Origin of the sequence: Nocardia mangyaensis, assembly GCF_001886715.1 — a bacterium.
In the GTDB taxonomy this organism is placed as follows: Bacteria; Actinomycetota; Actinomycetes; order Mycobacteriales; family Mycobacteriaceae; genus Nocardia; species Nocardia mangyaensis.
In genome coordinates, this window is sequence record NZ_CP018082.1 from 5,177,407 (window position 1) to 5,201,163 (window position 23,757).

Annotated in this window: 25 protein-coding genes and 1 tRNA gene; 8 read left to right on the plus strand and 18 right to left on the minus strand. The window is 68.7% G+C overall.

The genetic code is table 11. From position 1 onward, the window contains the following. Positions 1-59: 59 nt before the first annotated feature. From BOX37_RS23535 to BOX37_RS23545, 3 genes are all read right to left on the minus strand, one after another. Positions 60-1,103 carry a CobW family GTP-binding protein gene (locus tag BOX37_RS23535; protein WP_071931814.1) on the minus strand — a complete coding sequence of 348 codons (1,044 nt, stop codon included), beginning with the start codon at positions 1,101-1,103 and terminating at the stop codon, positions 60-62. 163 nt (positions 1,104-1,266) lie between these two features. Beyond that, entirely contained in the window at positions 1,267-3,522 is a 2,256-nt protein-coding gene (locus BOX37_RS36245) for an N-acetylmuramoyl-L-alanine amidase (protein ID WP_071929537.1), read from the minus strand. A 175-nt stretch (positions 3,523-3,697) separates the two neighbouring features. Further along, entirely contained in the window at positions 3,698-4,234 is a 537-nt protein-coding gene (locus tag BOX37_RS23545) for a sigma-70 family RNA polymerase sigma factor (RefSeq protein WP_071929538.1), read from the minus strand. Positions 4,235-4,453: 219 nt separating this feature from the next. Between BOX37_RS23545 and BOX37_RS23550 the strand changes: the two genes are divergently transcribed. Next, positions 4,454-4,789: a hypothetical protein gene (locus tag BOX37_RS23550; protein WP_071929539.1), complete on the plus strand. Its 336-nt coding sequence runs from the start codon at positions 4,454-4,456 to the stop codon at positions 4,787-4,789. Between the two features lie 192 nt (positions 4,790-4,981). After that, positions 4,982-5,959 carry a cation diffusion facilitator family transporter gene (locus BOX37_RS23555; protein ID WP_071929540.1) on the plus strand — a complete coding sequence of 326 codons (978 nt, stop codon included), beginning with the start codon at positions 4,982-4,984 and terminating at the stop codon, positions 5,957-5,959. A gap of 580 nt (positions 5,960-6,539) precedes the next feature. On the opposite strand, the gene BOX37_RS23560 is transcribed toward BOX37_RS23555, so the two are convergent. Both BOX37_RS23560 and BOX37_RS23565 read right to left on the minus strand, forming a co-directional pair. Then, entirely contained in the window at positions 6,540-7,850 is a 1,311-nt protein-coding gene (locus BOX37_RS23560; protein ID WP_240505028.1) for a lipase family protein, read from the minus strand. Beyond that, positions 7,847-9,004, minus strand: coding sequence for an esterase/lipase family protein (locus BOX37_RS23565; protein ID WP_071929541.1), 1,158 nt, complete (start codon positions 9,002-9,004; stop codon positions 7,847-7,849). The genes BOX37_RS23560 and BOX37_RS23565 overlap by 4 nt, the downstream gene beginning before the upstream one ends. A 194-nt stretch (positions 9,005-9,198) precedes the next feature. On the opposite strand from BOX37_RS23565, the gene BOX37_RS23570 reads away from it, so the two are divergent. After that, positions 9,199-10,431 (plus strand): PucR family transcriptional regulator, encoded by a 1,233-nt coding sequence (locus BOX37_RS23570; protein WP_071929542.1) that lies wholly within the window; start codon positions 9,199-9,201, stop codon positions 10,429-10,431. Positions 10,432-10,453: 22 nt separating this feature from the next. On the opposite strand, the gene BOX37_RS23575 is transcribed toward BOX37_RS23570, so the two are convergent. Further along, positions 10,454-10,930 (minus strand): MarR family winged helix-turn-helix transcriptional regulator, encoded by a 477-nt coding sequence (locus tag BOX37_RS23575; protein WP_071929543.1) that lies wholly within the window; start codon positions 10,928-10,930, stop codon positions 10,454-10,456. A gap of 96 nt (positions 10,931-11,026) precedes the next feature. Here BOX37_RS23575 and BOX37_RS23580 point away from each other — a divergent pair, with 96 nt between their 5' ends. Both BOX37_RS23580 and BOX37_RS23585 read left to right on the plus strand, forming a co-directional pair. Further along, positions 11,027-11,779, plus strand: a complete 753-nt coding sequence (locus tag BOX37_RS23580; RefSeq protein ID WP_071931816.1) for a dioxygenase family protein — start codon at positions 11,027-11,029, stop codon at positions 11,777-11,779. A 28-nt stretch (positions 11,780-11,807) separates the two neighbouring features. After that, positions 11,808-12,302 carry a DoxX family protein gene (locus BOX37_RS23585; RefSeq protein WP_071929544.1) on the plus strand — a complete coding sequence of 165 codons (495 nt, stop codon included), beginning with the start codon at positions 11,808-11,810 and terminating at the stop codon, positions 12,300-12,302. A gap of 84 nt (positions 12,303-12,386) precedes the next feature. On the opposite strand, the gene BOX37_RS23590 is transcribed toward BOX37_RS23585, so the two are convergent. The 4 genes from BOX37_RS23590 to BOX37_RS23610 all read right to left on the minus strand — a co-directional run bounded on the left by BOX37_RS23590 (position 12,387) and on the right by BOX37_RS23610 (position 14,767). Next, the gene (locus BOX37_RS23590) at positions 12,387-12,713 is read right to left on the minus strand and encodes a transglycosylase family protein (RefSeq protein WP_071929545.1); all 327 of its coding nucleotides are present in this window, start codon (positions 12,711-12,713) and stop codon (positions 12,387-12,389) included. 416 nt (positions 12,714-13,129) lie between these two features. After that, entirely contained in the window at positions 13,130-13,255 is a 126-nt protein-coding gene (locus BOX37_RS35865) for a helix-turn-helix domain-containing protein (RefSeq protein ID WP_276207214.1), read from the minus strand. A gap of 262 nt (positions 13,256-13,517) precedes the next feature. Then, the gene (locus BOX37_RS23605) at positions 13,518-14,471 is read right to left on the minus strand and encodes a DNA polymerase domain-containing protein (protein WP_071929547.1); all 954 of its coding nucleotides are present in this window, start codon (positions 14,469-14,471) and stop codon (positions 13,518-13,520) included. A gap of 50 nt (positions 14,472-14,521) precedes the next feature. Then, the gene (locus tag BOX37_RS23610; RefSeq protein ID WP_084760017.1) at positions 14,522-14,767 is read right to left on the minus strand and encodes a VOC family protein; all 246 of its coding nucleotides are present in this window, start codon (positions 14,765-14,767) and stop codon (positions 14,522-14,524) included. Positions 14,768-14,805: 38 nt separating this feature from the next. Between BOX37_RS23610 and BOX37_RS23615 the strand changes: the two genes are divergently transcribed. The 3 genes from BOX37_RS23615 to BOX37_RS23625 all read left to right on the plus strand — a co-directional run bounded on the left by BOX37_RS23615 (position 14,806) and on the right by BOX37_RS23625 (position 16,770). Then, positions 14,806-14,878 (plus strand) — tRNA-Glu (locus tag BOX37_RS23615). A gap of 125 nt (positions 14,879-15,003) precedes the next feature. Then, the gene (locus BOX37_RS23620) at positions 15,004-15,612 is read left to right on the plus strand and encodes a QsdR family transcriptional regulator (RefSeq protein WP_071929548.1); all 609 of its coding nucleotides are present in this window, start codon (positions 15,004-15,006) and stop codon (positions 15,610-15,612) included. Between the two features lie 12 nt (positions 15,613-15,624). Continuing rightward, positions 15,625-16,770, plus strand: a complete 1,146-nt coding sequence (locus BOX37_RS23625) for an acyl-CoA dehydrogenase family protein (protein ID WP_071929549.1) — start codon at positions 15,625-15,627, stop codon at positions 16,768-16,770. Positions 16,771-16,825: 55 nt separating this feature from the next. On the opposite strand, the gene BOX37_RS23630 is transcribed toward BOX37_RS23625, so the two are convergent. The 8 genes from BOX37_RS23630 to bla form a co-directional block, all read right to left on the minus strand. Then, positions 16,826-18,049: a cytochrome P450 family protein gene (locus tag BOX37_RS23630; RefSeq protein ID WP_071929550.1), complete on the minus strand. Its 1,224-nt coding sequence runs from the start codon at positions 18,047-18,049 to the stop codon at positions 16,826-16,828. Further along, a complete protein-coding gene (locus tag BOX37_RS23635) occupies positions 18,046-19,305 on the minus strand; it encodes a cytochrome P450 family protein (protein WP_071929551.1) in 1,260 nt (419 codons plus the stop codon). The genes BOX37_RS23630 and BOX37_RS23635 overlap by 4 nt, the downstream gene beginning before the upstream one ends. Next, positions 19,302-19,868: a GTP-binding protein gene (locus BOX37_RS23640; RefSeq protein ID WP_156910774.1), complete on the minus strand. Its 567-nt coding sequence runs from the start codon at positions 19,866-19,868 to the stop codon at positions 19,302-19,304. Before BOX37_RS23640 ends, BOX37_RS23635 begins: the two co-directional genes overlap by 4 nt. Before the next feature lie 28 nt (positions 19,869-19,896). Beyond that, entirely contained in the window at positions 19,897-20,241 is a 345-nt protein-coding gene (locus tag BOX37_RS23645) for a DUF742 domain-containing protein (protein WP_071929553.1), read from the minus strand. Next, positions 20,238-20,648 carry a roadblock/LC7 domain-containing protein gene (locus BOX37_RS23650; RefSeq protein ID WP_071929554.1) on the minus strand — a complete coding sequence of 137 codons (411 nt, stop codon included), beginning with the start codon at positions 20,646-20,648 and terminating at the stop codon, positions 20,238-20,240. Before BOX37_RS23650 ends, BOX37_RS23645 begins: the two co-directional genes overlap by 4 nt. Continuing rightward, positions 20,645-22,105, minus strand: coding sequence for a sensor histidine kinase (locus tag BOX37_RS23655; RefSeq protein ID WP_240505029.1), 1,461 nt, complete (start codon positions 22,103-22,105; stop codon positions 20,645-20,647). Before BOX37_RS23655 ends, BOX37_RS23650 begins: the two co-directional genes overlap by 4 nt. Before the next feature lie 279 nt (positions 22,106-22,384). Next, positions 22,385-22,792, minus strand: coding sequence for a RidA family protein (locus tag BOX37_RS23660; protein WP_071929555.1), 408 nt, complete (start codon positions 22,790-22,792; stop codon positions 22,385-22,387). Positions 22,793-22,852: 60 nt separating this feature from the next. After that, on the minus strand, positions 22,853-23,719 hold the full coding sequence (gene bla / locus BOX37_RS23665; RefSeq protein ID WP_071931818.1) for a class A beta-lactamase: 867 nt from the start codon (positions 23,717-23,719) through the stop codon (positions 22,853-22,855). Positions 23,720-23,757 lie beyond the last annotated feature (38 nt).

Sequence of the window (23,757 nt, forward strand, 5' to 3'; positions counted from 1 at the left end):
GGTATCGGTCGAGTGGGCGAGGCCACCACAGCCTGGTGATCAGCTGTCCGGGTCGGGGGTCAGTCGACGGTCGGGGTGTAGCGCCAGATGCCGAGCATAGCCTGTTCGTCCAGCGGTGAATCGCCGTCGAACACGGTGTCGGCCAATCGTTTCCGTGCGTCGTCGGTGTTCAGACCCGACCCGATCAGGACCAGGTTCGTCACCCGCTGTTCGCCGCGAGCCCAGGTGCCCGGGGTGAACACCACATGCCTGCCGACCAGGTGCACCTCGAACTTGCGACGTTCTCCGGGTACCGCGAACGCCACGCAGCCCTTGGCGCGGAACACCCCCGGTGGCGGGTCTTCCAGGAACGCGACCAGGGCGCGCGGGTCGAGGGGGCGTTCGCTGGTGAACGAGACCGAGACGTACTCGTCGTGCAGGTGCCGGTGCTCGGGGTCGTCGTGATCGTGGTCGTGTTCGTCGAGCAGGGAGTCGAAACTCAGCTGCTGGGCCACCTTCGGTTCCTCGGGCGCGTGCTCGTCGAACAGCAGGCCGGGATCTACCCGGCCGTGCGTCGTCGCGTAGACCGGGACCTGGCCGACCCATCCGGCGACCTGCGCGCGGAGGGCGGCGAGCGCTTCGGGTGCGACCCGATCCGCCTTGTTCACCAGCACCAGATCCGCCAGCCGCAGATGCGTCACCAACTCCGGGTGCCGCTCGCTCGCCGCACCGAACTGTTCGGCATCGACCACCTCGACCAACCCGCCGTATCCGATCCGCGGGTTCGGATTGGCCACCACCATCCTGATCAGATTCCGTGGCTCGGCCAGCCCGCTGGCCTCCACCACGATCACATCCACCGCGCTGCGCGGTTGCGCCAACCGCCCGAACAGATCGTCGAGCTCGGAGGCGTCCACCGCACAGCACACGCACCCGTTCCCCAGCGACACCATCGCGTCGACCTGCCCCGCCACCAGCATCGCGTCGATGTTCACCGCCCCGAAGTCGTTGACCACCACCCCGATCCGGGTCCCCCGATTGTTGCGCAACAAATAGTTGAGCAGGGTCGTCTTCCCCGACCCGAGAAACCCAGCAACGATCACCACAGGAATCACCGAACCCATGGTGCCAGCCGCCGCGCAGACACCCCCGAGCACCCACCCGCGCGATCCGACTGGTTGCCCGGTGCCGACCAGTGTTGCGGTGCTGATCGAATCGCCGACTCGGCGCACCGGCCGGCGTCACCGACATCTGGCTGGTCACCATCGACGGCGAAGCGCCGCGGTCCTACTTCGTCGGGCCGAAGACCAGGCCGACCAGGGTGTAGGCGAGGTTGATCAGCTGGCTGGTGATCGCGGTGTTGTCCATGCCGAGTGCCCTGGCCAGTGGCATCAGCAGGTCGAGGACGGTGGTGATCGGGCCGCCGAGTGAGCTCAGGTCCGGGGCTGCCTCTTCCGGGGCGGGTTCGGCCTTCGGCGTGGTGCCGCGCGTCCTCGGCGTGGTGTTGGAGGGCGCGGAGGGTGCGTCGGGGGCTGCGGTGCGGGCCGGGGCGACGGGGATCGGGGCCGGCGCGGGGGCGCGGACCGGGAGCACGCGGGGGGCGAACGCCAGTGCGGCGGCGGGCTGCCCGTTGGGAGCCTCCGGCTCCTGGGGTTCGGTTGCGGGCCGACCGGGTGCGGGGTCCGACTGGGTCGGTTCGTCGGTGGGCGAGACTCCGTCACTCGATCCGCTCGGCAGGAGAGGTCCGAGAGCGGAGTCGGGGGCGGCGGTTCCGTTCTGTGGGGCGGATTCGCTCGTGCCTGCCCCGTCGGCCTGGGGTGCCTGGTCACTCGTACCGTTCGGGAGTGGCGGCGGGGCTGCGGCGGGTGCCGCTTCCGGTGTGGTGGCGGTCGGTTCCGATGCGGGATCAGTGGGGTCGCTCGCGGGCGGTGTCACCACCCCGTGAGAGGTGGTCGGCACAGCGGTGGCGGACTGACCCGAATCCGTGCCGGGGCGACTCGAATCCTCAGCGGGCCGGTCCTGCTCGTTCGGGCTGGTCGGCGGACTGGGCGGAGGGACAGCGGTCGGAATCCGGCCGAGCACCGAGGATGCCGGGGTGGTTGCGGCGGATTCCGGGTCGGACTCGGTCGGCGGCTGATTCGGGTCAGCGGGCGCGGGTTCGGTGGAGGGTGCCTCGTCGCTCGAACCACTCGGCGGAGCCGTTTCGTCGGCTGGTGCCGCCTGGTCGCTCGAACCGGTTGCGGGTGCCACAACCGGGCCGAAAGCTGTTTTCGCGGCAGGTATTTCGATCTCGCTGCCCGAGTTGCCCGTCGCAGGTTCGGATTCGATGCTCGAGCCCGTCGAGGGGCTACGATCCGCCCCTGGCGGAATCTGGATGCTCGAACCGGTCGACGGTTCCGTTCCTTCGGCCTGCGAAGAATCTCCGCTGGATCCGGTCGGGATCGCGGCGGAGATCCGGCCCGCGGCCAGCGATGCCGGTGCCGTCGAGGTGCCGGGTTCCGATTCGGCCGGGGGCGGGTCCTCGGCGGGAGGTTCGTCGGGCTGGGTCGAATTCTCCTCGGCCGGGGCCTGGTCGGTCGGGGTTCCCTCGGCCGGCGCCTGCTCGACGGGAGCCGCGTCGGCCGGGGCTTCGTCCACCGGGGCCGACTCGGCGGGAGCTCGATCGACCGGAGCCTCGGCGGCGGGGGCCGGATCGGCGGGAGCCGACGCGCCCTCGGCCGGCGCGGGCTCGGCGGCCGGGATCGCGGCCGCGACGGGTGTGTTCAGCAGGTACCCGGCGACGCCGGTGACGATGGCGATGGCGTGCTCGAGCTGACCCTCTCGAGATTCGAGCAGGGCCGCGTCCGCGGGATTGGCGGCATTGCCCATCTCCACGAAGACCAGGGGGACCTGCGTCAGCGCGGGCCCGGCGATATCGGCGCGGGTCTGCAGACCGCCGCTGACGCCCGCGTACGTGGCGGCGGGGAATCCGGCGGCCAGGTAGGCGTCGCGGACGGCGGCGGAGGCGGTGCGCCCGGGGCCGGACTGGGCGCGATCGGCAGCGGCGTCGGGGATGGGCAACTGCGGGACGATCAGGTGAAATCCCCGCTGGTCGCCGGGGGCGCTGTCGGCGTGGATGCTCACCGCGACCGCGGCGCCCGACTCATTGGCGGCGCGGGCACGATCGTCGACGCACCCGCCCCAGCCCGCGTCGTCGGTGCGGCTCAGTACCACCTGGGCACCGAGTGCCTGCAGCGACGCCTTGACCAGCTGGGCGACTTCCCAGTTGATGGTGTGTTCGGGGATGCCGTTGAGCGAAGTCGTGCCGGTGGTCTGGCAGTCCTTGGTGCCGCCGCGGCCGTTGTCGACCTGGCGGGCGAGGTTCTCCGAATGCGCCGGGCCCTGATGCCCGGGGTCGAGAAAGATTGTTCTGCCTGCGAGTTTGTCGCCGGTAGCCGGATCCGGCGCCGCGTGTGCGTTCACGGGCGCCAGCCCGGACAGCGACACGACGACCGCAGCGGAGACAGTGGAGCAGAGACCGGCCTTGATGATGTTTGGCTGCATGTTCGGTCGGTGCCCCGGGACGGAGCACCCCTCCCTTCCCATTGGTAACATCAAACCCAGTGGTTCACTCTTGCAACGTGAGTATCATCAGAGCAAGCACAGTTACCGAAATGTGACCGCGCCCAACGATCCGTTTCCGCTGGTAAAACGCCCAAATGGGCGATCTGGGCGACGGTCAGGCAACTTCGGGCAATTGACGCAGTGAACGCAGCGCGTAGTGCACCCGGGTCTTCACGGTGCCGACCGGAACACCGAAATCCTCGGCCACTTCCCGGTAGCCACGATCGCGCAGGATCACCTCGACCACGGCCGCGCGCTGCGGCTCCGGCAGCCTCGACAGCAGGTCATCGACCAGCAACCCGTCGACCAGACCATCGGCGAAATCCGGCCCGCCGCAACCGGTCACCTCGGTGATGTCGGCCCAGCCCACATCACCGGGCCGGATCGCGCGCGCCCGTACGATGTCGACGACGACATTGCGTTCGATCGCCAGCAGCCACGTCCGCACGCTGCCCTTGCGCGCGTCGAAGTCACCGCAGGCCCGCCACCCGCGCAGTAATGCCTCCTGCACCGCGTGCTCGGCCAGCCCGGAATCACCGAGGTCGCGCAGCGCCCGCCAGTGCAGCAGGCCACGATCGGCGGCCAGCACCTCGGCCAGCCCGTCTGTGGTACACAGTCGCGCGCAGTGCGGACCGCAGGAGTTCTCCGTCATGTTCGGTTATCGCCGCAGGCGCCTCCGATGACAACGGTCGCGTTAAGCGACTCTTCAGGATCCTGATGGCCCGGCGCGCGACACTTTTCCCACGAGCCCGGCCGGGCCTGCTCCAGGAGGGGGGAGCAGGGCCACCGGGCTCGTTCCTTTTCCGGCTTCGCCCGAATCGCTGACACGATCGCGCGTCGGCGGCGAGAATCGCGACGAGGAGCTGAGTACGTGGACATCCATGCATACCCGACCGACGCACGCACGCCGGTCGATCGAGAAGAAGCCATCCGCATCGCGGCCGAACATCTGCCCGGCGAGATTCCGGAAACCGACCGGCATATCGTCGAATTCGCCGACGGTTTCACCGTTTTCGACGTGCGGCCACTGCACGCGCCATCGGATCGACCGATCCCGGTGGGCGGTTCGGTACACGTGATCGACAAGGAGACGGGGGCGGTGTCGTTCTGGCCGACCTATCCGTCCGACCTGATCGCCGCGCAGTACGCGCTGATGCGAGAGTCGGGGCGGTTGATCGTCGAGGCGAACTGGCCCGATCCGGACTGACCACGCGGGACGTGGCTACACCACGATCGCGCGCTCGGGCCTAGGCTGAACTCCGGTGCGAACACCCCCGCCCGCAGGGCGGTGACCAGCGACGATTCGGACATCGCGTGCCACTCGGCAACGAGCAAATTGCATATATAGACATGTGTGCATACTATGGCGACGATCGAATGGCGGGGAGAAGGGAACGCGATGGGCGCAGGACACGGACACGACCACGGGGTGTCGGCCAACAGCGACAAACGCTGGCTGGCCGGGGCGCTGGCGGTGATCGTCACCTTCCTGATCGGCGAGGTGATCGTCGGCATCATCGCCCAGTCGCTGGCCCTGTTGTCCGATGCGGCGCACATGACCACCGATGCCGCTTCCATCGTGCTCGCCCTGGTGGCGATCCGGCTCGCGGCGCGGCCGGCGACCGGACGGATGACCTTCGGCTGGAAGCGGGTGGAGATCCTCTCGGCGCAGGCCAATGGCCTCACGCTGCTACTGCTGGCGCTGTGGCTGGGCTACGAGGCGATCCGCAGACTGTTCGAGCCGCCGGACGTGCACGGTCCGCTGGTGCTGATCACCGCACTGGTGGGTGTCGCGGTGAATGTGCTGGCCACCTGGATGATCAGCCGGGCCGATCGCACCAGTCTCAATATCGAGGGCGCGTTCCAGCACATCCTCAACGACCTGTACGCGTTCATCGCGACCGCGGTCGCGGGCCTGGTCATCATCCTGACCGGCTGGGTGCGGGCCGACGTGATCGCGACCCTGATCGTGGTGGCGCTGATGACCAAGGCCGGTGTCGGCCTGATCCGCAAGTCCAGCCGGATCTTCCTCGAGGCCGCCCCCGAACATCTCGATCCCGAGCGGATCGGCCGCGACATGGCCGATCGCGACGGCGTCACCGAGGTGCACGACCTGCACATCTGGGAGATCACCTCCGGCTCCCCCGCGCTCTCGGCACACGTGCTGGTGCGAACCGGCCACGATTGCCACGCCGTCCGCGAGGACATCGCGCACATGCTCGACCACGAACACCACATCGAGCACGTCACCCTGCAGGTCGACCACGCCAGCCCGAAGCTGCTCGACATCGGCGTTCGCGACAGCGACTCCGGCCACTGCGGCGGACCGCACGGACCGACACACCTCGCGCGCGCGAGTGTGGCGCACCGGCACTGATACCAGTGAGATCCGGACCGGAGACAGCGGGGCGATGGCGCCATGGGCGAGGCGAGGCGCGACGGTGACGGGTCGATCACCGCGGAAGGCCCCACACCTGGAATCCGCCGGACAGGTGCGGGGCCTTCTCGTCGGTCACGCGTCAGGGCGGACCCGGTCGTTTCATCGACCTGTGCGGCGTGATCAGCCGCCGAAGGAGCCGGTCCACAGGGTGTCGACCAGGCCGTGGAGGGCAGCGCCGAAGGTGTCGAAGAGGCCGTTCAGGGCGGCGCTACCGGTGTCGATGATAACGGGGATCATGGTAATTCCTCTGTTTCTCGCATAGGCCCAGCCGGAGCTGGCTTACAGAGGGAACATCGACCCACGAACACTCCGAGTTACCGAATTTCCGATTTCGTGACTCTCGTAACAACAACCCATCGAAATCTATCACTACCTGGCCTTATGCGCGAATACAGCATCATCCTGAGGGTAATATGAGAAATCTTTGAGATTCATGTTTCGCAATCAGATAAGGCCGAGTTTCCAATGCCCATGGAAATCGGGGCGCCAATCTCGATTGCGCTACGTCGGGTCACAGCTACTCCGGGCGCTTGCCGCGAACCGGTCGGCCGCCGAGCATCTGAGCGACCAGCGTGAGGAAGTCGAGGTGGGTGCGCACGGTGGTGGGAGTGCGGGCGATCGAGGCGATGGTGGTGGTGCCGTGGGTGACCGGGCGGGCGGCGAAGCGGTCGGTGAGCCAGTCGAGGATCACCGGAACGGCGAGGAATTCGAGGGACAGGTGGGCGCCGCGACGTACCCGCAGATAGTGGACGGTGGCGCCCACGGCCCGGTAGCGCTCGACCTGGGCGTCGATGTCGGCGACGGCGATCACCTCGTCGTGCACGCCCTGGACCACCAGGAGCGGGGCGGCGGGTGCGCGGGTACCGGGTTCGATGTCGGCGAGGATGCGGCGCAGGGCCGGTTCGGCGAGCAGTCCGGCCATGCCGTCGCGCAGATGCCGGGTGACGTCGCGGCGGGCGAAGCGCAGCAGCAGGGCGAAGGTGCTGCGCCGCTCGGCCTCCCCGAGCAGGGCGCGGTAGCGCTCGTCGAGGTGATCGTGCAGGACCGCGTCGAGTTCGGGATAGGCGCGACGCAGCCCGGCGACGAAGGCGGCGGGGAATCCGGCGAACCAGCCGCCATTGAGCCGGACGAACGCCGCCGCCGGATCACCGACCGGGGATCCGGCGGCGGCGCCGACGATGGTGAGCTCCGGGGCGTAGTCCTCGGCCAGTTCTGCGGCCCAGGTCGTCGCCAGACCACCGCCCGAATACCCCCACAGGGCAACGGGAGTACTGGCCGCCAGACCCAAGGGAGCGAAACCGAGGGCGGCCCGGATCCCGTCCAGCGCACGGTATCCGGGCTCGCGGGCCGCGCCGAAACGCCCACCCAGCCCTTCGTGATCGGGCACCGACACCGCCCACCCCTGCCGCAAGGCCATCGCGACGATCGGCAGTTCCAGCGGCGCGATCGAGCCGATGGTCGCCGCCCCGTGCCGCAGGGCGTACGACGGAAAGCACTGCGGGGCAACGGCATCAATGGCGCACTGGAACGACACCAACGGACGCGCCTGCCGGGGATCGGCGCCCCACGGCATCAACACGGTGGTCACCGCGACCTCCGGCGCATCGTCGAGATCGCACGTGCGGTACAGCAATTGCCAGGCAGTGATGCGCTGGCGGACCACCCCGAACAGTCCGAGTTCCACCGGACGGGACCGCACCACCTCCCCCGGCGCGAGCAGCTCGACGCCGGGCGGAGCCGCATAGAACGGATCCTCGGGCGGCAGGAGCGGCACCCCGGACCGGACAGTGACGTCCGAGTCCGGGCCGACGCGATCGATGATCGTCACAGGCTGCCGCCACCGCCGAAGAACCAGGGATTGAACGCGCAGGCCAGCGGCGCGTCGCCGACGGGATCGAGGGCCCGCAGCGCGATCGAGATGGCGCGCGGCGAGTACATCATCGTCAGGTGATCGGAGAGGTCCTGTTCGCAGCCCTCCTGCAGGGTGATGTTGTCGACGGTGGCGCCGGGACCGGCGTGCAGGAAGGTCAATTCGAGCGGATTCATCACCTCGTCCCAGCGGGATCCGACCACGGTGAAGTCGACACCGGGGACGGTGTGGCCGCCCGCGTTGAGCGTGTCGTAGAACGGTGAGCCGACCACCTGCTCCACATTGGCGACGCCGATGATCGGCCGGTAGAAGCCGAGAATGTCGATGCCGACGTTGTTGATCATGCGACCGAGCGAGGCGATGCCGAGCAGCGAGGTGCCGCGATGGGTGGCGCCGAAGGTGATCAGCTTGCCGACCTTGCCCTGGCCGCCCTCGAATTTGAGGTAGTGGTTGGCGATCGTGCCGCCCTGGGAATGGCCGATGATGTCGACCTGGTCGGCGCCGGTCGCGGCGAGGACTCGATCGATGAACGTCGCGACCTGACGGGAGGACTCGCCCATCGGGCCGACACCGTTGCGGCCCGGCAGGATCGCGCCGAGGCCGCCGCCCTCCAGCAGTGCGGACTTGCCGTAGTTGAGGGTGAACACGCAGTTCCCGGCGTCGGCGACGCGCGGGGACAGGTAGGAGAACGTGTCGTAGGCGTTGAGCCAGGTCCCGTGCAGCAGCACGACCGGGCGTGGGCGCTCCGCGGTGGGTTTGCAGTCCCAGCGGTTGGCCTTGGGCGGTGCGGCGTCGGGATGCAGGAGCCCATAGCCGAAGGCGGGCAGGTAGGCCGACATCGCGGGGCCCTCACCGATGGTGTCGGAGGACCGGCTGGTCGACGCCGAGCCGGTGCCGCTGCCCGAACTGCTGCCGGTGTCGGCGATGGCGGTCGGGCGGCGCCCGTCGGGTGCCGCGGCGACCGTGCTGTCGAGGTATTCGGCCAGTGACTCGACGGTCGGTTCGAGTGTCGGTTCAGCCGCGACCGAGCCGGTCGCGAGCCCCGCGATCAGGCCGGTGGCGATGCCGAGTCCACACAGGACACGGCGAAGGGAATGCGTCGTTGCAATCAAGGGGTATCACTTCCGTAGAACCGCGTCGGCGAGCGGACGGCTCGGACGCGCTCTGTGAATCTATGACCCACACCACATCGCTGTCACTGCACCGTGAACCGAGAAAACGGCCGGCGGTTTGGCGCGGGCGCCAAGTTCTGTACGACTTCCACCGGAGTGCCCCCCATCGCCCTGTTCTCGGACACAATCAGGACATGCTCGTCGAACACCCTGTCTCCGCGTCACCCACATTGACTGTCCGTCTGCTGACCCGCTGGCCGCAGATCGCCGAGCGCATCCTCGCCGACGGCCTCGGCGCCACCGCGCCCGCCGAACTGCCCGCCGACCATTTCACCGCGGAAGTTCTGCCCACCATCTACGCCTGCGGTCGAGCGGTGCTCGAGGCGATCGCCGCCGACCGCGAGTTCACCTATGCCGAGGTGTCGGCGTTCGTGGCGCCGGTCGCCGAACGCCATGCCGAGGACCGGCTACCGCTGCCGATGCTGGTCAGCGCGATCCACGGGTCCGCACAGGCAGTACTCGCCGAGGCGTCGGCGTTGGCGGATCCGACGGAGATGGGCGAGTTCCTCCGGGTCTTCGGCCGATTGCTGGAGTTGCTGCGCCACATCAACATGACCGTCGTGGAGACCTACACCGAGGTCGAGCAGTCGATCTACCACGCCGAACGCGAGGCGCGGCGCGAGCTGTGTTCGGCGCTGGTGCGCGGGCTGCCCGCCGAGGAACTGGCCGCGCGCGCCGACACGCTCCTCGCCGAGCAGTACACGGTGCTGGCGATCCACCTGAGCGAACCGCCCCGCCCCGGCAGCGCCGCGAACCTGGTGACGCGACGTCGAATCCGCGTGCTCCAGCGCGCGCTCGACGAACTCACCGGCACCACCACGCCGGCCACCTTCGACGGTGCGAGCGGAATCGCGTTGCTGAGCAACAACTCCGAAACCGACGTCCTCGACGCCCAGCGCTTCGACGACCTGGCCGCCCTGCTGAGCGAACAGTTCGGGGTCACGGTCTATCTGGCCGAATTCTCCGGCGTGAGCCGCGAAGCCATCCCGGCCGCGGCCAAGGACGCGAGCGAACTGACCGAGCTGGCCCGGCTCCGCGGCCGCCCCGGCGGCTGTTACCGCCTCGACGATCTGCTGCTCGAATACCAGCTCACCCGACCGGGCCCGGCCCGAGAACGCCTTGCCCAGCGAGTGATTCCCCTCCTGTCCAGCCCACACCTGATCGAAGCGCTCGAGGCCCACCTCCGTCACGGCGCCGACCGCAAGACTGCCTCACGCCGAATTCACGTCCACCCCAACACCTTCACCTACCGCCTGCGCCGCATCGCCGAGGTCACCGGCCTCGACCCCGCCGACCCCACCGACTCCCGCATGCTCGCCGCCGCCCTCACCGTCCACCGCCTCCACCCCCAGCGCGCCGAGGAGTAGCAGCGTCACCAGAGCATGGTGATCAACGGTCCAGATCCGCGTCCGGGCGGTCGGTGAGGCGGTCGGCGACGGCGCTGAGGCCGGCGGTGATGGCGGCGCGTTGGGTGGGGTCGAGGACGTCGAGGAAAACTCGGCGGACCAGGGCGACGTGGTGGGGTGCCACCTCGACGAGACGGGTCCGACCGGCCTCGGTGAGGACGGCGTTGACGCCGCGGACGTCGGTGTCGTCGTCGACACGCCGGACGAGTCCGGCGTCTTCCAGCTTGCCCACCTGGTAGGTGAGGCCGCTCTTGGAGGTGTAGAGGGCGGCGGCGAGATCGGTCATGCGCATGGCGCCGCCGGGTTCGGCGGACAGGCGGACCAGGACCTCGTATTGAGTGTGGGAGAGTCCTTCGGTTTTCAGGTGCTGGTCGACCGCGCGGTCGACGAGGGCGCCCGCGGCGAGGAATCGATCCCACAGCCGCATCTCCTCGGCGTCGAGCCACCTGGGTTCGTCCATGCGCACAACCCTAGCCACCGGCGCGGAATAGCATCGCACGCGAGGTTGTTCAAATTTGAACAAGACTGACCGAGCGTGAAGGAGCCGACCGTGACCATGCCGGTGCTCTACCTGTCCCACGGCGCCCCGCCGCTGATCGACCACGACACCTGGCCCGCCGAACTGGCCGCATGGGCCGATGACCTGCCGCATCCGCGAGCGATTCTCATCGTCTCCGCGCACTGGGAGTCGGCCCCGATCGCCCTCGGCGCCACCACGACGGTGCCGCTGGTCTACGACTTCAGTGGGTTCGCCCCGCGCTACTACGATGTGCGCTACCCGGCGCCAGGCGCACCCGACCTCGCGCGACAGGTACGCGCGCTGCTCGGTGGCACGGTCACCGACGCCGCCGAACGCGGCCTCGACCACGGCGCCTACGTACCACTGACCCAGATGTATCCCGATGCCGACGTGCCCGTTCTGCAACTGTCGATCCCTACACTGGATCCGCAGGACCTGATGAAGCTCGGCCGCGCACTCGCCCCGCTGCGCGCTGATGGCGTGCTCATCATCGGCAGCGGGTTCTTCACCCACAACCTGCGGGCGCTCACCCCCGACGACCAGCACGTGCACTCGTTCACCGCCGAGTTCGACGACTGGGGCCGCCGGGCGCTCGATGATCGCGATCTCGACGCGCTACTCGACTTCGAGCACACCGCACCCGCGCCACGACTGGCCCATCCGCGCACCGAGCACTTCGCTCCCCTGTTCCTCAGCCTCGGTGCGGGCGCCGAGGACATCGACTCCCTGCGGACCGTCATCGACGGCTACTGGTTCGGGATGGCACGACGCTCGGTTCAGATCGGCTGAGCCGGGCAGACACGGAAGGACACACGTCATGACGACATCGACCACGGCCACCAGCTCCGGTCTGCTCGTGCTACGCCTCGGCGTCGGTACGATCATGGCCGTACACGGCACGCAGAAGCTGTTCGGCTGGTTCGACGGCGGCGGGCTCGACGGCACCGATCGCTTCTTCACCGCGAGCGGCTACCCGTCGGGCAGGATGTTCCCCCTCCTCGCCGCCCTGAGCGAGACCCTCGGTGGTATCGGATTGATCCTCGGGGTGCTCACCCCACTGGCCGCCGCGGCGATCCTGGGCACGATGCTCAACGCGATCTCGGTGAAATGGGGCAGCTTCTTCGCGCCGAACGGCGTCGAATACGAAGTGATTCTCGCGGTCGCCGCGGCGAGCCTCGCCCTCACCGGCGCAGGCGCTTTCGCGCTCGACCGGTTCCTCCCCGGACTGCGTAATTACAAGCTCTCCTATGGCATCGCGGCCATCGCGCTGGCATTCATCGCCGCGGGAATCACGCTACTCATTCGAAATTGACTCGAAAAAGCCCGCTATTCGATGTGTGCATCGAATAGCGGGCAATTCGTTTCCCGACAAGGAAAGTCTTGCAGTCAGCGCTCTTTACAGGTAGGCGCCGCAGGTCGGCCAGGCGCCGGGGCCCTGTCCGGCGAGCACGTTCTCGGCCACGCGGATCTGCTCTTCGCGGCTGGCGTTGTGCGCGTAGCCGGTGCCACCGTAGGCCTCCCAGGTGCTCTGCGAGAACTGCAGGCCGCCGTAGTAGCCGTTACCGGTGTTGATGTTCCAGTTGCCCGTGCTCTCGCACTGCGCCACGGCGTCCCAGTTGTTCGCCGAGGCGGTGGCGGTGGTCAGACCGGCCGGAACGGCGATCATGGCACCGGCGACAGCGGCGAAGCCGAGGACACGGGTGAACTTGCGATTCAAAGACATAAGTATTTCCTGCCTGCGCCCACCGGCTCGGTGATGGAAACTACCGCGTCCCTGCCCCTCAGGTATGTCGGGGATCCTCGAATCACGGGGCAGGCTTTCCGGTGTTCTGCGATTCGATTCGGCTCGGATTGTTGTTCAAGCCGTGACCGAATGTAGCCGGGATGCACGCTGAGATCACGCCCCGATCACGTGGGCATCTGTAGCGGACATTGTCCAAAGGGACACTGTTCGCCGCTGGTCGGCCGTGACAAATCCGTAATCACAGCACTGTTGTTATAGGCATGTTATGTGTCCGGGATCACCCGGTGATAGAGAGCCCGGTCACGTTTACCACCCGACAAATCGGGCACGACGCGCTCGCGTTCAGGCGAGCAGGCGGCGTTCGGTGGCCACCGCGACGGCCGCGGTACGCGTGCCTACGCCCAATTTGTCGTCAATCCGGCCGAGGTGGGTTTCACCGTCGCCTCACTGTTGTGCAGCGCGCGGACGATCTCGCGGTTGCCCAGGCCCTGGGCCAGCTGCCCGAGGATGTCGCGGCGCACTACCCTCGGCATCCTCGGGCAGCCGGCCCACGCGCGCACGGATGGCCGGTAGCCCCTGTCCCCGGTGTTCGGCGTGGTCCGCCGGATTCGCGGCGCCGAAGCCGCGGCCGTCGTCGGCGACATCGAGCACGCTGTTCCTCGGTGGTGGGGCGCCGGTGCGGGCCAACGGTGCGGCTGTTGCCTCGCCTCGAGAAGACGTCAGCGCTGTGCTGCGACCACGATGCGACTCAGATCAGTCCGTCCCGGCGCCCCAGCCACTTGGTCATTGCTCGCGGCGTGCGCGGGCTCGGCGCTTACCCTCGTGCATCGCCTGAACTCGGGCGATCGGGATGGTGTGGCCCTCGGCGATCAGATCGGGTGGGAGTTTCTGGGGTGCGGGCATTTCCGTTGTCCACGGGTCGGTGTCACCGAGGAGGTTCGGGGCGGAGCGGAGGGTGAAGTCGGCGGGGGTCACGTCGTCGATGTCGTTCCAGCGCAAGGGGAACGAGACGGGGACTCCAGGGCGGATTCGGGGGCTGTAGGCGGCGATGACGGTGGCCCCGCCCGCCCGCGTGGAATCGAGGAACACCTTGCCCTCGCGGTCTTCTCGGATGAAGGCCGTGGTTCCCAGTTTCGGGTCGATCCGTTCGGCTCTGGCCGCGATCGCTCTGGTCGCCGCTGCCGCGTCCTCGATCGCGACGCCCGGTTCGATGGGCACGAAGACGTGTAAACCCTTGGCGCCGCTGGTTTTCACCGCGCCGTCGAGGCCGTCGGCGGTAAGGGCCGCACGAATCAGGTGGGCGCCTGCCGCGGCATCCCGGAATGTCTGGCCCGGTGAGGGATCGAGATCGAGCACCAGATGCGTCGGGCCCGCACTGTGCTCAACCGGCAGCAGGGTGGGGTGGTATTCGACCGCGCGCTGATTGCCGAACCAGAGCAGGGTCCGCACATCGTCACCCAGCGCGTAGGTGACCTCCCGATGCGAACTCTCCGCCCACACCGTCACCCGCGGCACCCATTCCGGCGTGTACTTGGGCAGGTTCTTCTGCATGAACGGCTCCTGCCCCGGCCGCACCCGCACCACCGACAGCGCCCGCGCGCGCAACACCCGCACCAATCGCTCCCCGACGAACTCGAGATAGTCGACCAGATCCCGCTTGGTCGCCTCGGCTCCGTCGAACAGCAACTGATCGAGATTGCTCATCGCGACCCCGTCACGCACCTCGCCTCCCGCCATCGCTCCACCCTCCCCCGGCACCGAGCGTCCGTCAATCGCCGCGCGATGGTCTACACGCGCCAGGGGGGATTGTGACGGTTCTCGCCAGCGTGGAAGAGGCAGAGGCGGTGGCCGACGGGATCGCGGAGTCTGGCTTCGCGCCAGAGCCAGGGCATGTCGGTGGGCGGCTGGTCGAACGCGACACCCGCGCGGACGAGACGGGCGAACTCGGCGTCGAGGTCGTCGGTCTCGAAGTAGAGGAGGGCATGGCGAGGCTCGAACCTGCCGTTTTGGTCGAACGACCGCTCGTCGGCTATCGTATGACCCGCACGTTCACCCCAGGGTGAACAGTTCTGGCCCCGTCGTCTAGCGGCCTAGGACGCCGCCCTCTCAAGGCGGTAGCGCGGGTTCGAATCCCGTCGGGGCTACAGCGAAACTCCCCGGTCATCGCGACCGGGGAGTTTTTTGCGCCCTCAGCGATGCGACACATTGACAGATGTTGCACACGCCATACACTGTGGAAAATGTTGCGGCGGGCACAGGAGGTGGCGGCATGGAGCAGACGGCGCTGGGGCAACGGCTCGCGGAGGTCGCCGCTCGACCCGATGCCGTGACCGCGTTCCGGGCGGCGCGTGCGGGGTTTCTCGCGGGGCGCCGACTCGAGATGAAGGAACTTGCCGTAGAACTCGGGGTCAACCGGGCGACGCTGTTCCGATGGGTCGGCGGGCGCGACGAGCTGCAGGCCGAGGTGATCTGGTCGGTGGCCGAACCCACGCTGCGCCGCGCGGCCCAGGCCGCCCAAGGTCGCGGCGCGCACCGAATCGCCACGGCGCTGGGCGATTTCGCGCACGCGACCAACACCTCCGAGGGCTTCCGCCAGTTCCTGCAGCGCGAACCCGAACGGGCACTGCGGCTGCTGACCACCACGGCGAGCTCGGTGCAGCGCCGCATCGTCGCGGTGATCGCCGAACTGCTCACCGAGGAGATCGCCGCGGGCGAACTCGATCCGCCGCTGCCAGTGCCGGAACTGGCCCTGCTGCTGTCGCGGATCACCGAGACCTTCATCTACACCGACGTGATCATCGGTGAGGAACCCGACGCGGACAAGGTCGTCCGCGCGTCGCTGGTTCTGCTGGGCGAACGGCCCGAACGCAAAGATTGAGAGAGGACACCCATGCAGCGCACCGTCTACACCGAGGACCACGAGGCCTTCCGCGCTTCGGTCGCCGAATTCGTCAAGCGCACGATCGAACCGAACGCCGAACGGTTCGCCGAGGAGCGCGCGATCGATCGCGAGACCTGGCTGGCAGCAGGCGAACTCGGCTACCTCGGCCTCGGTGTGCCCGAAGAGTTCGGCGGTAGCGACGCGGGTGACTACCGGTTCAACGCGGTGCTCGGCGAGGAACTGGCCAAGGCCAGCGCGGCCCTGTCGTCCTCGTTCGGCATCCACTACGACGTGTGCGCGCCGTACCTGGTCGAGCTGACCACCGACGAGCAGAAGCAGCGCTGGCTACCCAAGTTCTGTACCGGTGAGATCGTCACCGCCATCGGCATGACCGAGCCGTCCGGCGGTTCGGACCTGGCCGCGCTCAAGACCACCGCCGTGCGCGACGGCGACGACTGGATCGTCAACGGCTCGAAGACGTTCATCACCAACGGTTTCAACGCCGACCTGGTCATCGTCGCCGCCCGCACCAGCCCGGAGAAGAAGGCCAAGGGCATCACCCTCTTCGCCGTGGAGAACGGCATGGACGGGTTCACCCGCGGCCGCAAGCTCGACAAAGTGGGCCAACCCGAATCCGATACGGCCGAACTGTTCTTCGACAATGTGCGGGTCCCCGACGCCAACCGGATCGGCGAGGTCGACCGCGGCTTCATCGCCATGATGGAGCGGCTGCCGCAGGAACGCATCGGCGCCGCGGTCTCCAATCTGGCCCACGCCGCCGCGATCCTGGACGAGACGCTCGCCTATGCCAAGGAGCGCAAGGCTTTCGGACAGCAGATCGGCAGCTTCCAATACAACAAATTCCTTTTCGCCGAGCTGGTCACCAAAATCGAAGTGACGCAGGCGTTCGTCGATCAGGGGGTGGCCGCGCACGCGGCCGGCACGTTGTCGGCTGTCGATGCCGCGAAGGCGAAGTGGTGGTCGGCGCAGGTGCAGAACGAGGTGCTCGACGCGTGCGTGCAACTGCACGGCGGCTACGGGTACATGCGTGAGTACCGGGTCGCACGGGCCTGGATGGATGCCAGGGTCACCAAGATCTGGGCGGGTTCCAACGAGATCATGAAGGAACTGATCGGCCGCGATCTGGGCCTGTAGGACGTAGGTGCGTCGCGCCCGGGGTGGAAACCCACCGGGCGCGACGCTGCGCCGGTCAGCTCAGGTGGATCGGCAGGGCGGCCAGATCGTTCTGCGTGAGCACCGGCAGGTTGCCGAGCTCGGTCTCGGGGACGGCCAGCCGCAGGTGCGGGAACCGCTCGAACAGCGCGGGCAGCGCGATGGCCGCCTCGAGCCGCGAGAGCGCGGCGCCGGGGCAGATGTGCGGACCGTAGCCGAAGGCCAGGTGGCGGTTGGCGGTCGGGCGGGTCACGTCGAAGTCGTCGGCGGTCTCGCCGTGCACCGTGGTGTCGCGGCCGATGGCGCGATAGGACATCACCACGCCCTCACCCTTGGCGATCACGGTGTCGCCGACGGTGATGTCCTCGGTAGCGAAGCGCATCAGCAGGTGGGTGACCGGGCCGTCCCAGCGCAGCGACTCCTCGATCACCTGCTTCCACTCCACATCTCCGGCAAGGACTTTCGCCAGCTGCTCGGGTTCACTGAGCAGCGCGCGCACGGTGTTGACGATCAGGCTGACGGTGGTCTCGTGCCCGGCGGCGACCAGGGCCTTGATATTGCCGATCGCCTCCTCCTCGGTGAGCGGCTCGCCGCCCTCCTCGTCGGCGACGATGAACGCCGAGGTGAGATCGTCGCCGGGATTCGCGATCTTCTGGCGGACCTGATCGGTGAAGTACACGTCGAGCTCGTCGATCACCCGCAGCCGCTCGTCCTGCGGGGTCATCACCGAGAAGAACGCCTTGTACCACTGCAGCAGCTGCGGATGGTCCTCCCGGTCGACGCCCATCAGCTCGCCGACGACCCGCATCGGCAGCGCGTAGGCGAAGACCGACTTGAGGTCGACCGGCGCGCCATCGGTCCCGGCGGCCTCGAGATCGTCGAGCAGTTCCACGGTGAGCCGTTCGATCACCGGGCGCAGGTTCTCCAGGCGACGCGGGGCCAGCGCCTGCGCGGTCTTGAGCCGTAGGCGACGGTGCTCGGGACCGTCGACGGTGAACATGGAGCGACCGGCGGCGATCATGCCGATCAGCGGCCACTGGCGGGTCACCACGCCATCGGTCCACAGCGACCACGCGTCGATGTCCTTGACCAGGCGGGAATCGGTCGTGAGCTGTCGGGCGACGGCGTGATCGGTGACGGTCCAGGCCGGGACACCGAGCAGGTCGATCCGGGTGATCGGGCCTTGCTCGCGTAGTCGGGCGGTCTCGCCGTCGAGGTCACCGACCATCGGGTCGATGGCGAAAGGGCATTGCGAACTCACGTGGAACCTCCGACGGGTCGAACTGGTGTGAAACGAACGGGCAGTGCGGTCATGCCCCGTAGAAATGCCGAAGGTCGCCGGGTCAGGTGCTCGGCGGGAACCGCCAGGTCGACATCGGGGAGCCGGTCGAGCAGCACCTCGATCCCGGTCCTGGCGATGATCTCGGCGATCTGCTGCGCCGGGAACGGGCAGCGGTATTCGCCATAGCTGAACGCGAAGTGCGCGTTGTTGCCGGTGGGCACCACATCGCCGTCGGTGAACGACTGGCGCACATGCGGATCGAGATTGGCCGCGGCGAGGCCGAGCAGCAGCATGTCGCCGGCGCGGATCGTCCGATCGGCGAGGCGGGTGTCGCGCGCGGCCCACCGCCCGGCCAGGATCGAGGTGGGTCCTTCTTCCCAGAGCACCTCGTTCATGGCCTGTCCGACGCTGCGCCGGCCACCGCCCAGCGCCGCGGAGAACCGGTCGTCGACCAGCATCAACCGCATGGCGCTGCCGATCCAGTCTGCCGTCGGCAGCTGACCGGCGGCGGTGATGGCCATCAGGTCCATCATGTATTCCTCGTCGGTGAACGGCTCCGGGTCGGCCAGCATGAGCGAGACCAGATCGCCCGCGGGGTGCACCTTCTTGGTCGCCACCAGGCGCACCATGTGCTCGGCGAAGCGCGCGTGCCCGGCCTGGGCGTCGGCGCCGCCGTCGGCGAGTGCCTTCATGACCAGCACCAGGTCGGCGGCGTCGGAGTCGGGCAGGCCGAGGATGCGGGCCAGCGCGAGCACCGGCAGCGATTCGGCGAACTCGGCCACCAGGTCGGCGGTGCCGCGTCCGCAGAAGCCGTCGATCAGCCGGTCGGCGAGTTCCTCACAGGCGCGGCGCAATTCGAAGTGATCCACCGCGTCGAGCGCGGGTTCCACCATCGCCAGATGCCTGCGATGTTCGGCGCCGGCGGTGAAGTAGATCGAGGGCATGGGCCGGCCGACCATCGGCAGCAGCGGCCAGTCGTCGGGCACCCGGCCCCACTGGTTCCACAGCGAGACATCGCGCGGGAACAGCAGCGGGTCGCTGGTCACCTGGTGCAGTTCGCGGTAGCCGATGATCAGCCAGGCCGGGAAGCCGCCGGGCAGTTCGACCGAGACGACCGGACCGTGCTCGCGCCGCATCCGCCGGTAGACCTCGTGCGGTTCGATGTGGAACTCGGGTCCGCTCAGCGGAACCGCGCCGGTGATCGGGCACGCGCCGGTGCCGGTCGATGTGCTCATGAAATGGTTTCCCCCTGCGGGACAGCGGAATACAGATGCTCGACCAGGGCGATCAGCACCTGTTTGCTCGATTCGCGCGAGCGCGCGTCACACATCAGCAGCGGCACCGCGGGGTCGAGGTCGAGCGCGTCGCGCACGTCCTGCGGGGCGTGCGAGTCACCGAAGTCGTTGCAGGCCACCACGAAGGGCGTGCCCTGGTGTTCGAGCCGGTCGATCGCGTACCAGGAGTCGGCGATCCGGCGCTGATCGACAAGCACGATCGCGCCGAGCGCGCCCGCGAACAGCCGGTCCCACAGGAACCAGAACCGTTGCTGCCCCGGGGCACCGAACAGATACAGCACGTGCTCGTCATCGAGGGTGATACGGCCGAAGTCGAAGGCGACGGTGGTGGTCGACTTGCCCGGCACCGCGGTGGCGTCGTCGATGCCCTCGCCGACATCGGTCATGGTCGCCTCGGTGTCGAGCGGCCGGATCTCGCTCACCGAGCGGACCAGGGTCGTCTTGCCGACCCCGAATCCACCGATGACGACGATCTTCAACCCGTGCCTGGCCGTGGAATTCAGCGGAGCACGGGCACGCTCGGGCTTGTCTTCAGAGCTTGCGGAGTCCAACGAGCACCTTTTCCAGAGTGGATGCGTCCAGCGACATCGCCGCCGACAGCGGCGGACGGACGGTGATCTTGCCCGCGTGCAGCAGATCCGACAGCACCACGGTGGCGACACCGACCGGCAGCCGTAGTTCCGCCGCGATCTCCACCACCGCGGTCGGCGCCCGGCACATGTCCAGGATCGCCACCTGCTCCGACGTCATGCCCGCGGTGGGCGCCGACTCGCTGACCACCAGGGTGACCAGGTCGAAATCCTCGGTGACCGGGGTGCGTCCGCCGGTCAGCGTGTAGAACCGGTCGGGATCGTCGTCGCGGCCCGCCCTGGTCAATTCGGCGCTCCGTGTCTGGGTTGGGCAGCCATATGCTCGCCGAGCTGCTCGACCAGCTCGTGCATGGTGTGCCCGACCAGGCCCGCGTCGGCGTCCTCGGCCGCGACCACCGCTAAATGCGCGCCGCGCCCCGCCTCGACCACGAACAGGATGCCGCCGTAGAACTCGGTCATCGACTGGCGAACACCGCCACGCCCGTCACCGAACTCGACGGAGGCCCCGTGCGACAGGCTCTGGAATCCGGCGGCGATGGCGGCCAGCTGGTCGGCGCGATCGACGTCGAGTTCCGGGGTGTGGCAGATCTTGAGGCCGTCACCGGACAGCAGCAGGGCGTGCCGGGTGCGCGGGGTGCGAGCGAGCAGCTTCTCGAGCAGCCAGCTCAGGTTCGTGGGTGCGGTGGTGGTCATCGGTCCTCCAGGGGGTCGGAAGCGGCGGCGGCGCTGCCTGATTCGTGCCCGTGGCCGGGCGCGGAACGTTGGAAGGCGCCCAGTGCGCCAGGCCTGGCCGGTGCGGCCGGCGCGGGCGGCGTACTGGTCAGACCTTCGGGATGAACCTGGGCCAGGGTGTCGCCGCGGCGGCGGCGGGGCAGGGCGGGGGTGTCGGCGGTCCGAGGTGGGACCGCCGGCTGCTCCGGCGCGGGTCGCGCGTGCTGCCCGACGGTGTCGGCCCAGCCGAGGTCTGGGGTGTCGGCCCTGGTGTGCTGGGCGCGCGGGGTCGGGGTACTGAACTGGCCGAGGGTGGTGAGCTGGGTGTCGGTGGGGCGCGGGGTGGGCGCGGTGAGCTGATTGGGCGTGTGGCTGCGGCGCTCGGCGCGCGCGGTGAGTTCGCGCGGGACGACGACGACCACGGCGGTGCCGCCGATGGCCGAGGGCCGGTAGGACACGGTCAGTTCGTGCTTGCGGGCCAGGTGGCCGACCACGGCGAGTCCGAGCCTGGTGCCCGACAGCGAAGCGAGGTCGGTGCCCTTGCCCTTGTGGTCGCGGCCGGTGACGGCGGCCTCGGCGCGGCGCAGCGCCGAATCGCTCATCACCAAGCCGCTGTCCTCGATCGTGATCACCACGCCCGCTGGCACTTCCGCGGCGTAAACGTGCACCTCGGTGGTGGGCGGAGAGAAGTTGCAGGCGTTGTCGAGCAGTTCGGCGAGGGTGTGCATGACGCCCTCGGCGGCGTGTCCGGCGACGCCCACTTCGGCGACCGCGCGCAGTCGCACGCGCTGGTATCCGGCGACCCGGCCCATCGCACCGCGCAGAATGGATTCCATCGCAATCGGTTTCGCCCAGCGGCGACCGGTGCGAGCGCCGCTGAGCACGGCGATGCTGTCGGCGAGGCGCCCGGCCTGGGCGGTGCGGTGGTCGATGTGCAGCAGGTCGGTGAGCACCCGGGGATCGGCGTGCCGGTGCTCCATCTCGCGCAGTTCGGCCAGCATGCTGGTGGTCATCGCCTGGATGCGCCCCGCGGCGCCGGCGAACGCGGCCAGCGCCGCCGCGCCGCGCCGCGCGTTCTCCTGCGCTTCCCAGGCGTAGGCGGCGGAGTGTTCCTCGGCCTTGGCGATGCGGGTGCTCGCCTCGGCGACGGTGGCCGCCACCTGTTGTTCGGCGCGCTGGGCGGTGGCGCGGGCGGTGGCGGCGTGCGCGCGCTGGCGCAGGGCGACGAAGACCGCGGGGCAACCGATCAGAACCGCGCCGAGTGCCGCGGCCAGCACCGGAATGCCGATGTCTTGCGGAGCGAACACCGCGGTCACCGCCGCGATCGCGACAATGGCCACACCGGCACCGAACACGACATATCCCGCGTAGCCCCCGGATTCACCGCGGGGCACGAACTCCCCCACCGGTGCCATCGGCGTGACTTCCGCAGTACTCACAGGCCCCCAACCGCCGATCGCTCCATCGAACACGCGGCATCACAGCACGTTTCGATAACGCGGCAGAGCATATCGAGCCCTCGCCCTGCCTGCCACTCCTACGGAAACGGTTCATCGCCCGTTCGGACGCCGGTCAGCGGACCGTCGGATCACCACCGCGCCCCGCTGACCGGCTCCGCGCTGGTCACGTTGGTGCGCGACCCCGCATCACCTCTGGCCCCGCCCCCTGTCACCGGCCGTCGGCGTGCCAACGATCACGCGCGGCCCAACCGCCGCCGCTCAGTCGAGCACGGCGGTGGCCTCGACTTCGACCAGCAGATCCGGCTCACCCAGCGCGGCCACGCCGAGCAGGGTGATCGGCTTGACGGGGTCGACGCCGAGTTTGGCCGCGGCTCGTGCCACGCCCTCGCCGAGCAGCGGGTATTTGTCCGGCCCCCAGTCCACGACGTAGATGGTCAGCTTCGCGACGTCATCGAACGAACCGCCGATCGCGGCGAGCGCGGTGCCGATGTTGAGGTAGGCCTGTTCGACCTGTGCGGCGAAATCGCCCGCGCCGACGGGATTGCCTTCACCGTCGCGCGCCACCTGTCCGGCGAGGAAGACCAGCCGGGAGCCGCTCGCGATCGAAAGTTGCCGATACACCTCCGGTTGCGGCAGTCCCTCCGGATTCACCAGTACCACGGCCATGCTCGCTCCCCTTCCTCGACGGTTTCGCTCAACATAGCGGCGGGGTCCGACAGGTTTCGGTCATCGGCCGAGCGCATCCACGGCGAGCCTGGTCGCCTCGGCGATGCTCTCGTTCGAGGGGTCGGTGTCTCGCTCGGACTTGGTGGACAGCACCGCGAGCACGATCGGCTCGCGACCGGGTGGCCAGGCGATGGCGACATCGAGGGCGGTGCCGTAAGCGGGGGTGCCGGTTTTGTCGCCGACGGTCCAGTCAGCGGGCACCCCGGCCTGGATGCGCTCGCCGCCGGTGGTGTTGGCCCGCAACCAGTCGGCGAGTTGCGCGCGTTCGGGTGCGGGCAGAGCGGTGCCCAGGACGAGGGCGCGATAGTCAGCGGCGATGGCGGCCGCGGTGGTGGTGTCGCGTTCGTCGCCGGGGATGGCGGTGTTGAGTTCGGTCTCCCAGCGGTCGAGGCGGGTGACGGTGTCACCGAGGGTACGGACGAAGGCGGTGAATCCCTCCGGTCCACCGAGTTCGCGCAGGAGCAGGTTGCCCGCGGTGTTGTCGGAGACGGTGATCGCGGCATGACAGAGTTCGGCGACGGTCATCCCGGTCTCGACGTGCTGCTCGGTTTCCGGGGAATACTCCACGAGATCGTCGGCGGTGTAGTGGATGACCTTGTCGAAGTAGCCGGTGTCGAGCGGATGGGCCTGCAACAGCGCGCCGCAGGCGATGCCCTTGAACATCGAGGCGATCGGGAAGCGCTCGTCGGCACGGTGATCGACGGCGGTGTTCGTACCGGTGTCGACCACCGAAAGGCCCAGGCGGACACCGTATTCCGACTCCAGGTCGGCGAACGACGGGGTGGCTGCCAGCGTTGTCGCGGTTTCGGGGACGGCGGATTCGGTGCTGGTCGAGCAGGCGGTCACGGCTACCGCGGCCATGGCCATGGCGACGGCGGCGAGGCGCCTGCGGATCGGGAACACGC

Excerpts from the sequence above, each read along its gene's own strand:
- BOX37_RS23535 (WP_071931814.1), bottom strand. The coding sequence starts at position 1,103 with ATGGGTTCGGTGATTCCTGTGGTGATCGTTGCTGGGTTTCTCGGGTCG.
- BOX37_RS36245 (WP_071929537.1), bottom strand. The coding sequence starts at position 3,522 with ATGCAGCCAAACATCATCAAGGCCGGTCTCTGCTCCACTGTCTCCGCT.
- BOX37_RS23545 (WP_071929538.1), bottom strand. The coding sequence starts at position 4,234 with ATGACGGAGAACTCCTGCGGTCCGCACTGCGCGCGACTGTGTACCACA.
- BOX37_RS23555 (WP_071929540.1), top strand. The coding sequence starts at position 4,982 with ATGGGCGCAGGACACGGACACGACCACGGGGTGTCGGCCAACAGCGAC.
- BOX37_RS23570 (WP_071929542.1), top strand. The coding sequence starts at position 9,199 with ATGCTCGTCGAACACCCTGTCTCCGCGTCACCCACATTGACTGTCCGT.
- BOX37_RS23575 (WP_071929543.1), bottom strand. The coding sequence starts at position 10,930 with ATGGACGAACCCAGGTGGCTCGACGCCGAGGAGATGCGGCTGTGGGAT.
- BOX37_RS23580 (WP_071931816.1), top strand. The coding sequence starts at position 11,027 with ATGCCGGTGCTCTACCTGTCCCACGGCGCCCCGCCGCTGATCGACCAC.
- BOX37_RS23585 (WP_071929544.1), top strand. The coding sequence starts at position 11,808 with ATGACGACATCGACCACGGCCACCAGCTCCGGTCTGCTCGTGCTACGC.
- BOX37_RS23590 (WP_071929545.1), bottom strand. The coding sequence starts at position 12,713 with ATGTCTTTGAATCGCAAGTTCACCCGTGTCCTCGGCTTCGCCGCTGTC.
- BOX37_RS23605 (WP_071929547.1), bottom strand. The coding sequence starts at position 14,471 with ATGGCGGGAGGCGAGGTGCGTGACGGGGTCGCGATGAGCAATCTCGAT.
- BOX37_RS23620 (WP_071929548.1), top strand. The coding sequence starts at position 15,004 with ATGGAGCAGACGGCGCTGGGGCAACGGCTCGCGGAGGTCGCCGCTCGA.
- BOX37_RS23625 (WP_071929549.1), top strand. The coding sequence starts at position 15,625 with ATGCAGCGCACCGTCTACACCGAGGACCACGAGGCCTTCCGCGCTTCG.
- BOX37_RS23635 (WP_071929551.1), bottom strand. The coding sequence starts at position 19,305 with ATGAGCACATCGACCGGCACCGGCGCGTGCCCGATCACCGGCGCGGTT.
- BOX37_RS23650 (WP_071929554.1), bottom strand. The coding sequence starts at position 20,648 with ATGACCACCACCGCACCCACGAACCTGAGCTGGCTGCTCGAGAAGCTG.
- BOX37_RS23660 (WP_071929555.1), bottom strand. The coding sequence starts at position 22,792 with ATGGCCGTGGTACTGGTGAATCCGGAGGGACTGCCGCAACCGGAGGTG.
- bla (WP_071931818.1), bottom strand. The coding sequence starts at position 23,719 with ATGGCCATGGCCGCGGTAGCCGTGACCGCCTGCTCGACCAGCACCGAA.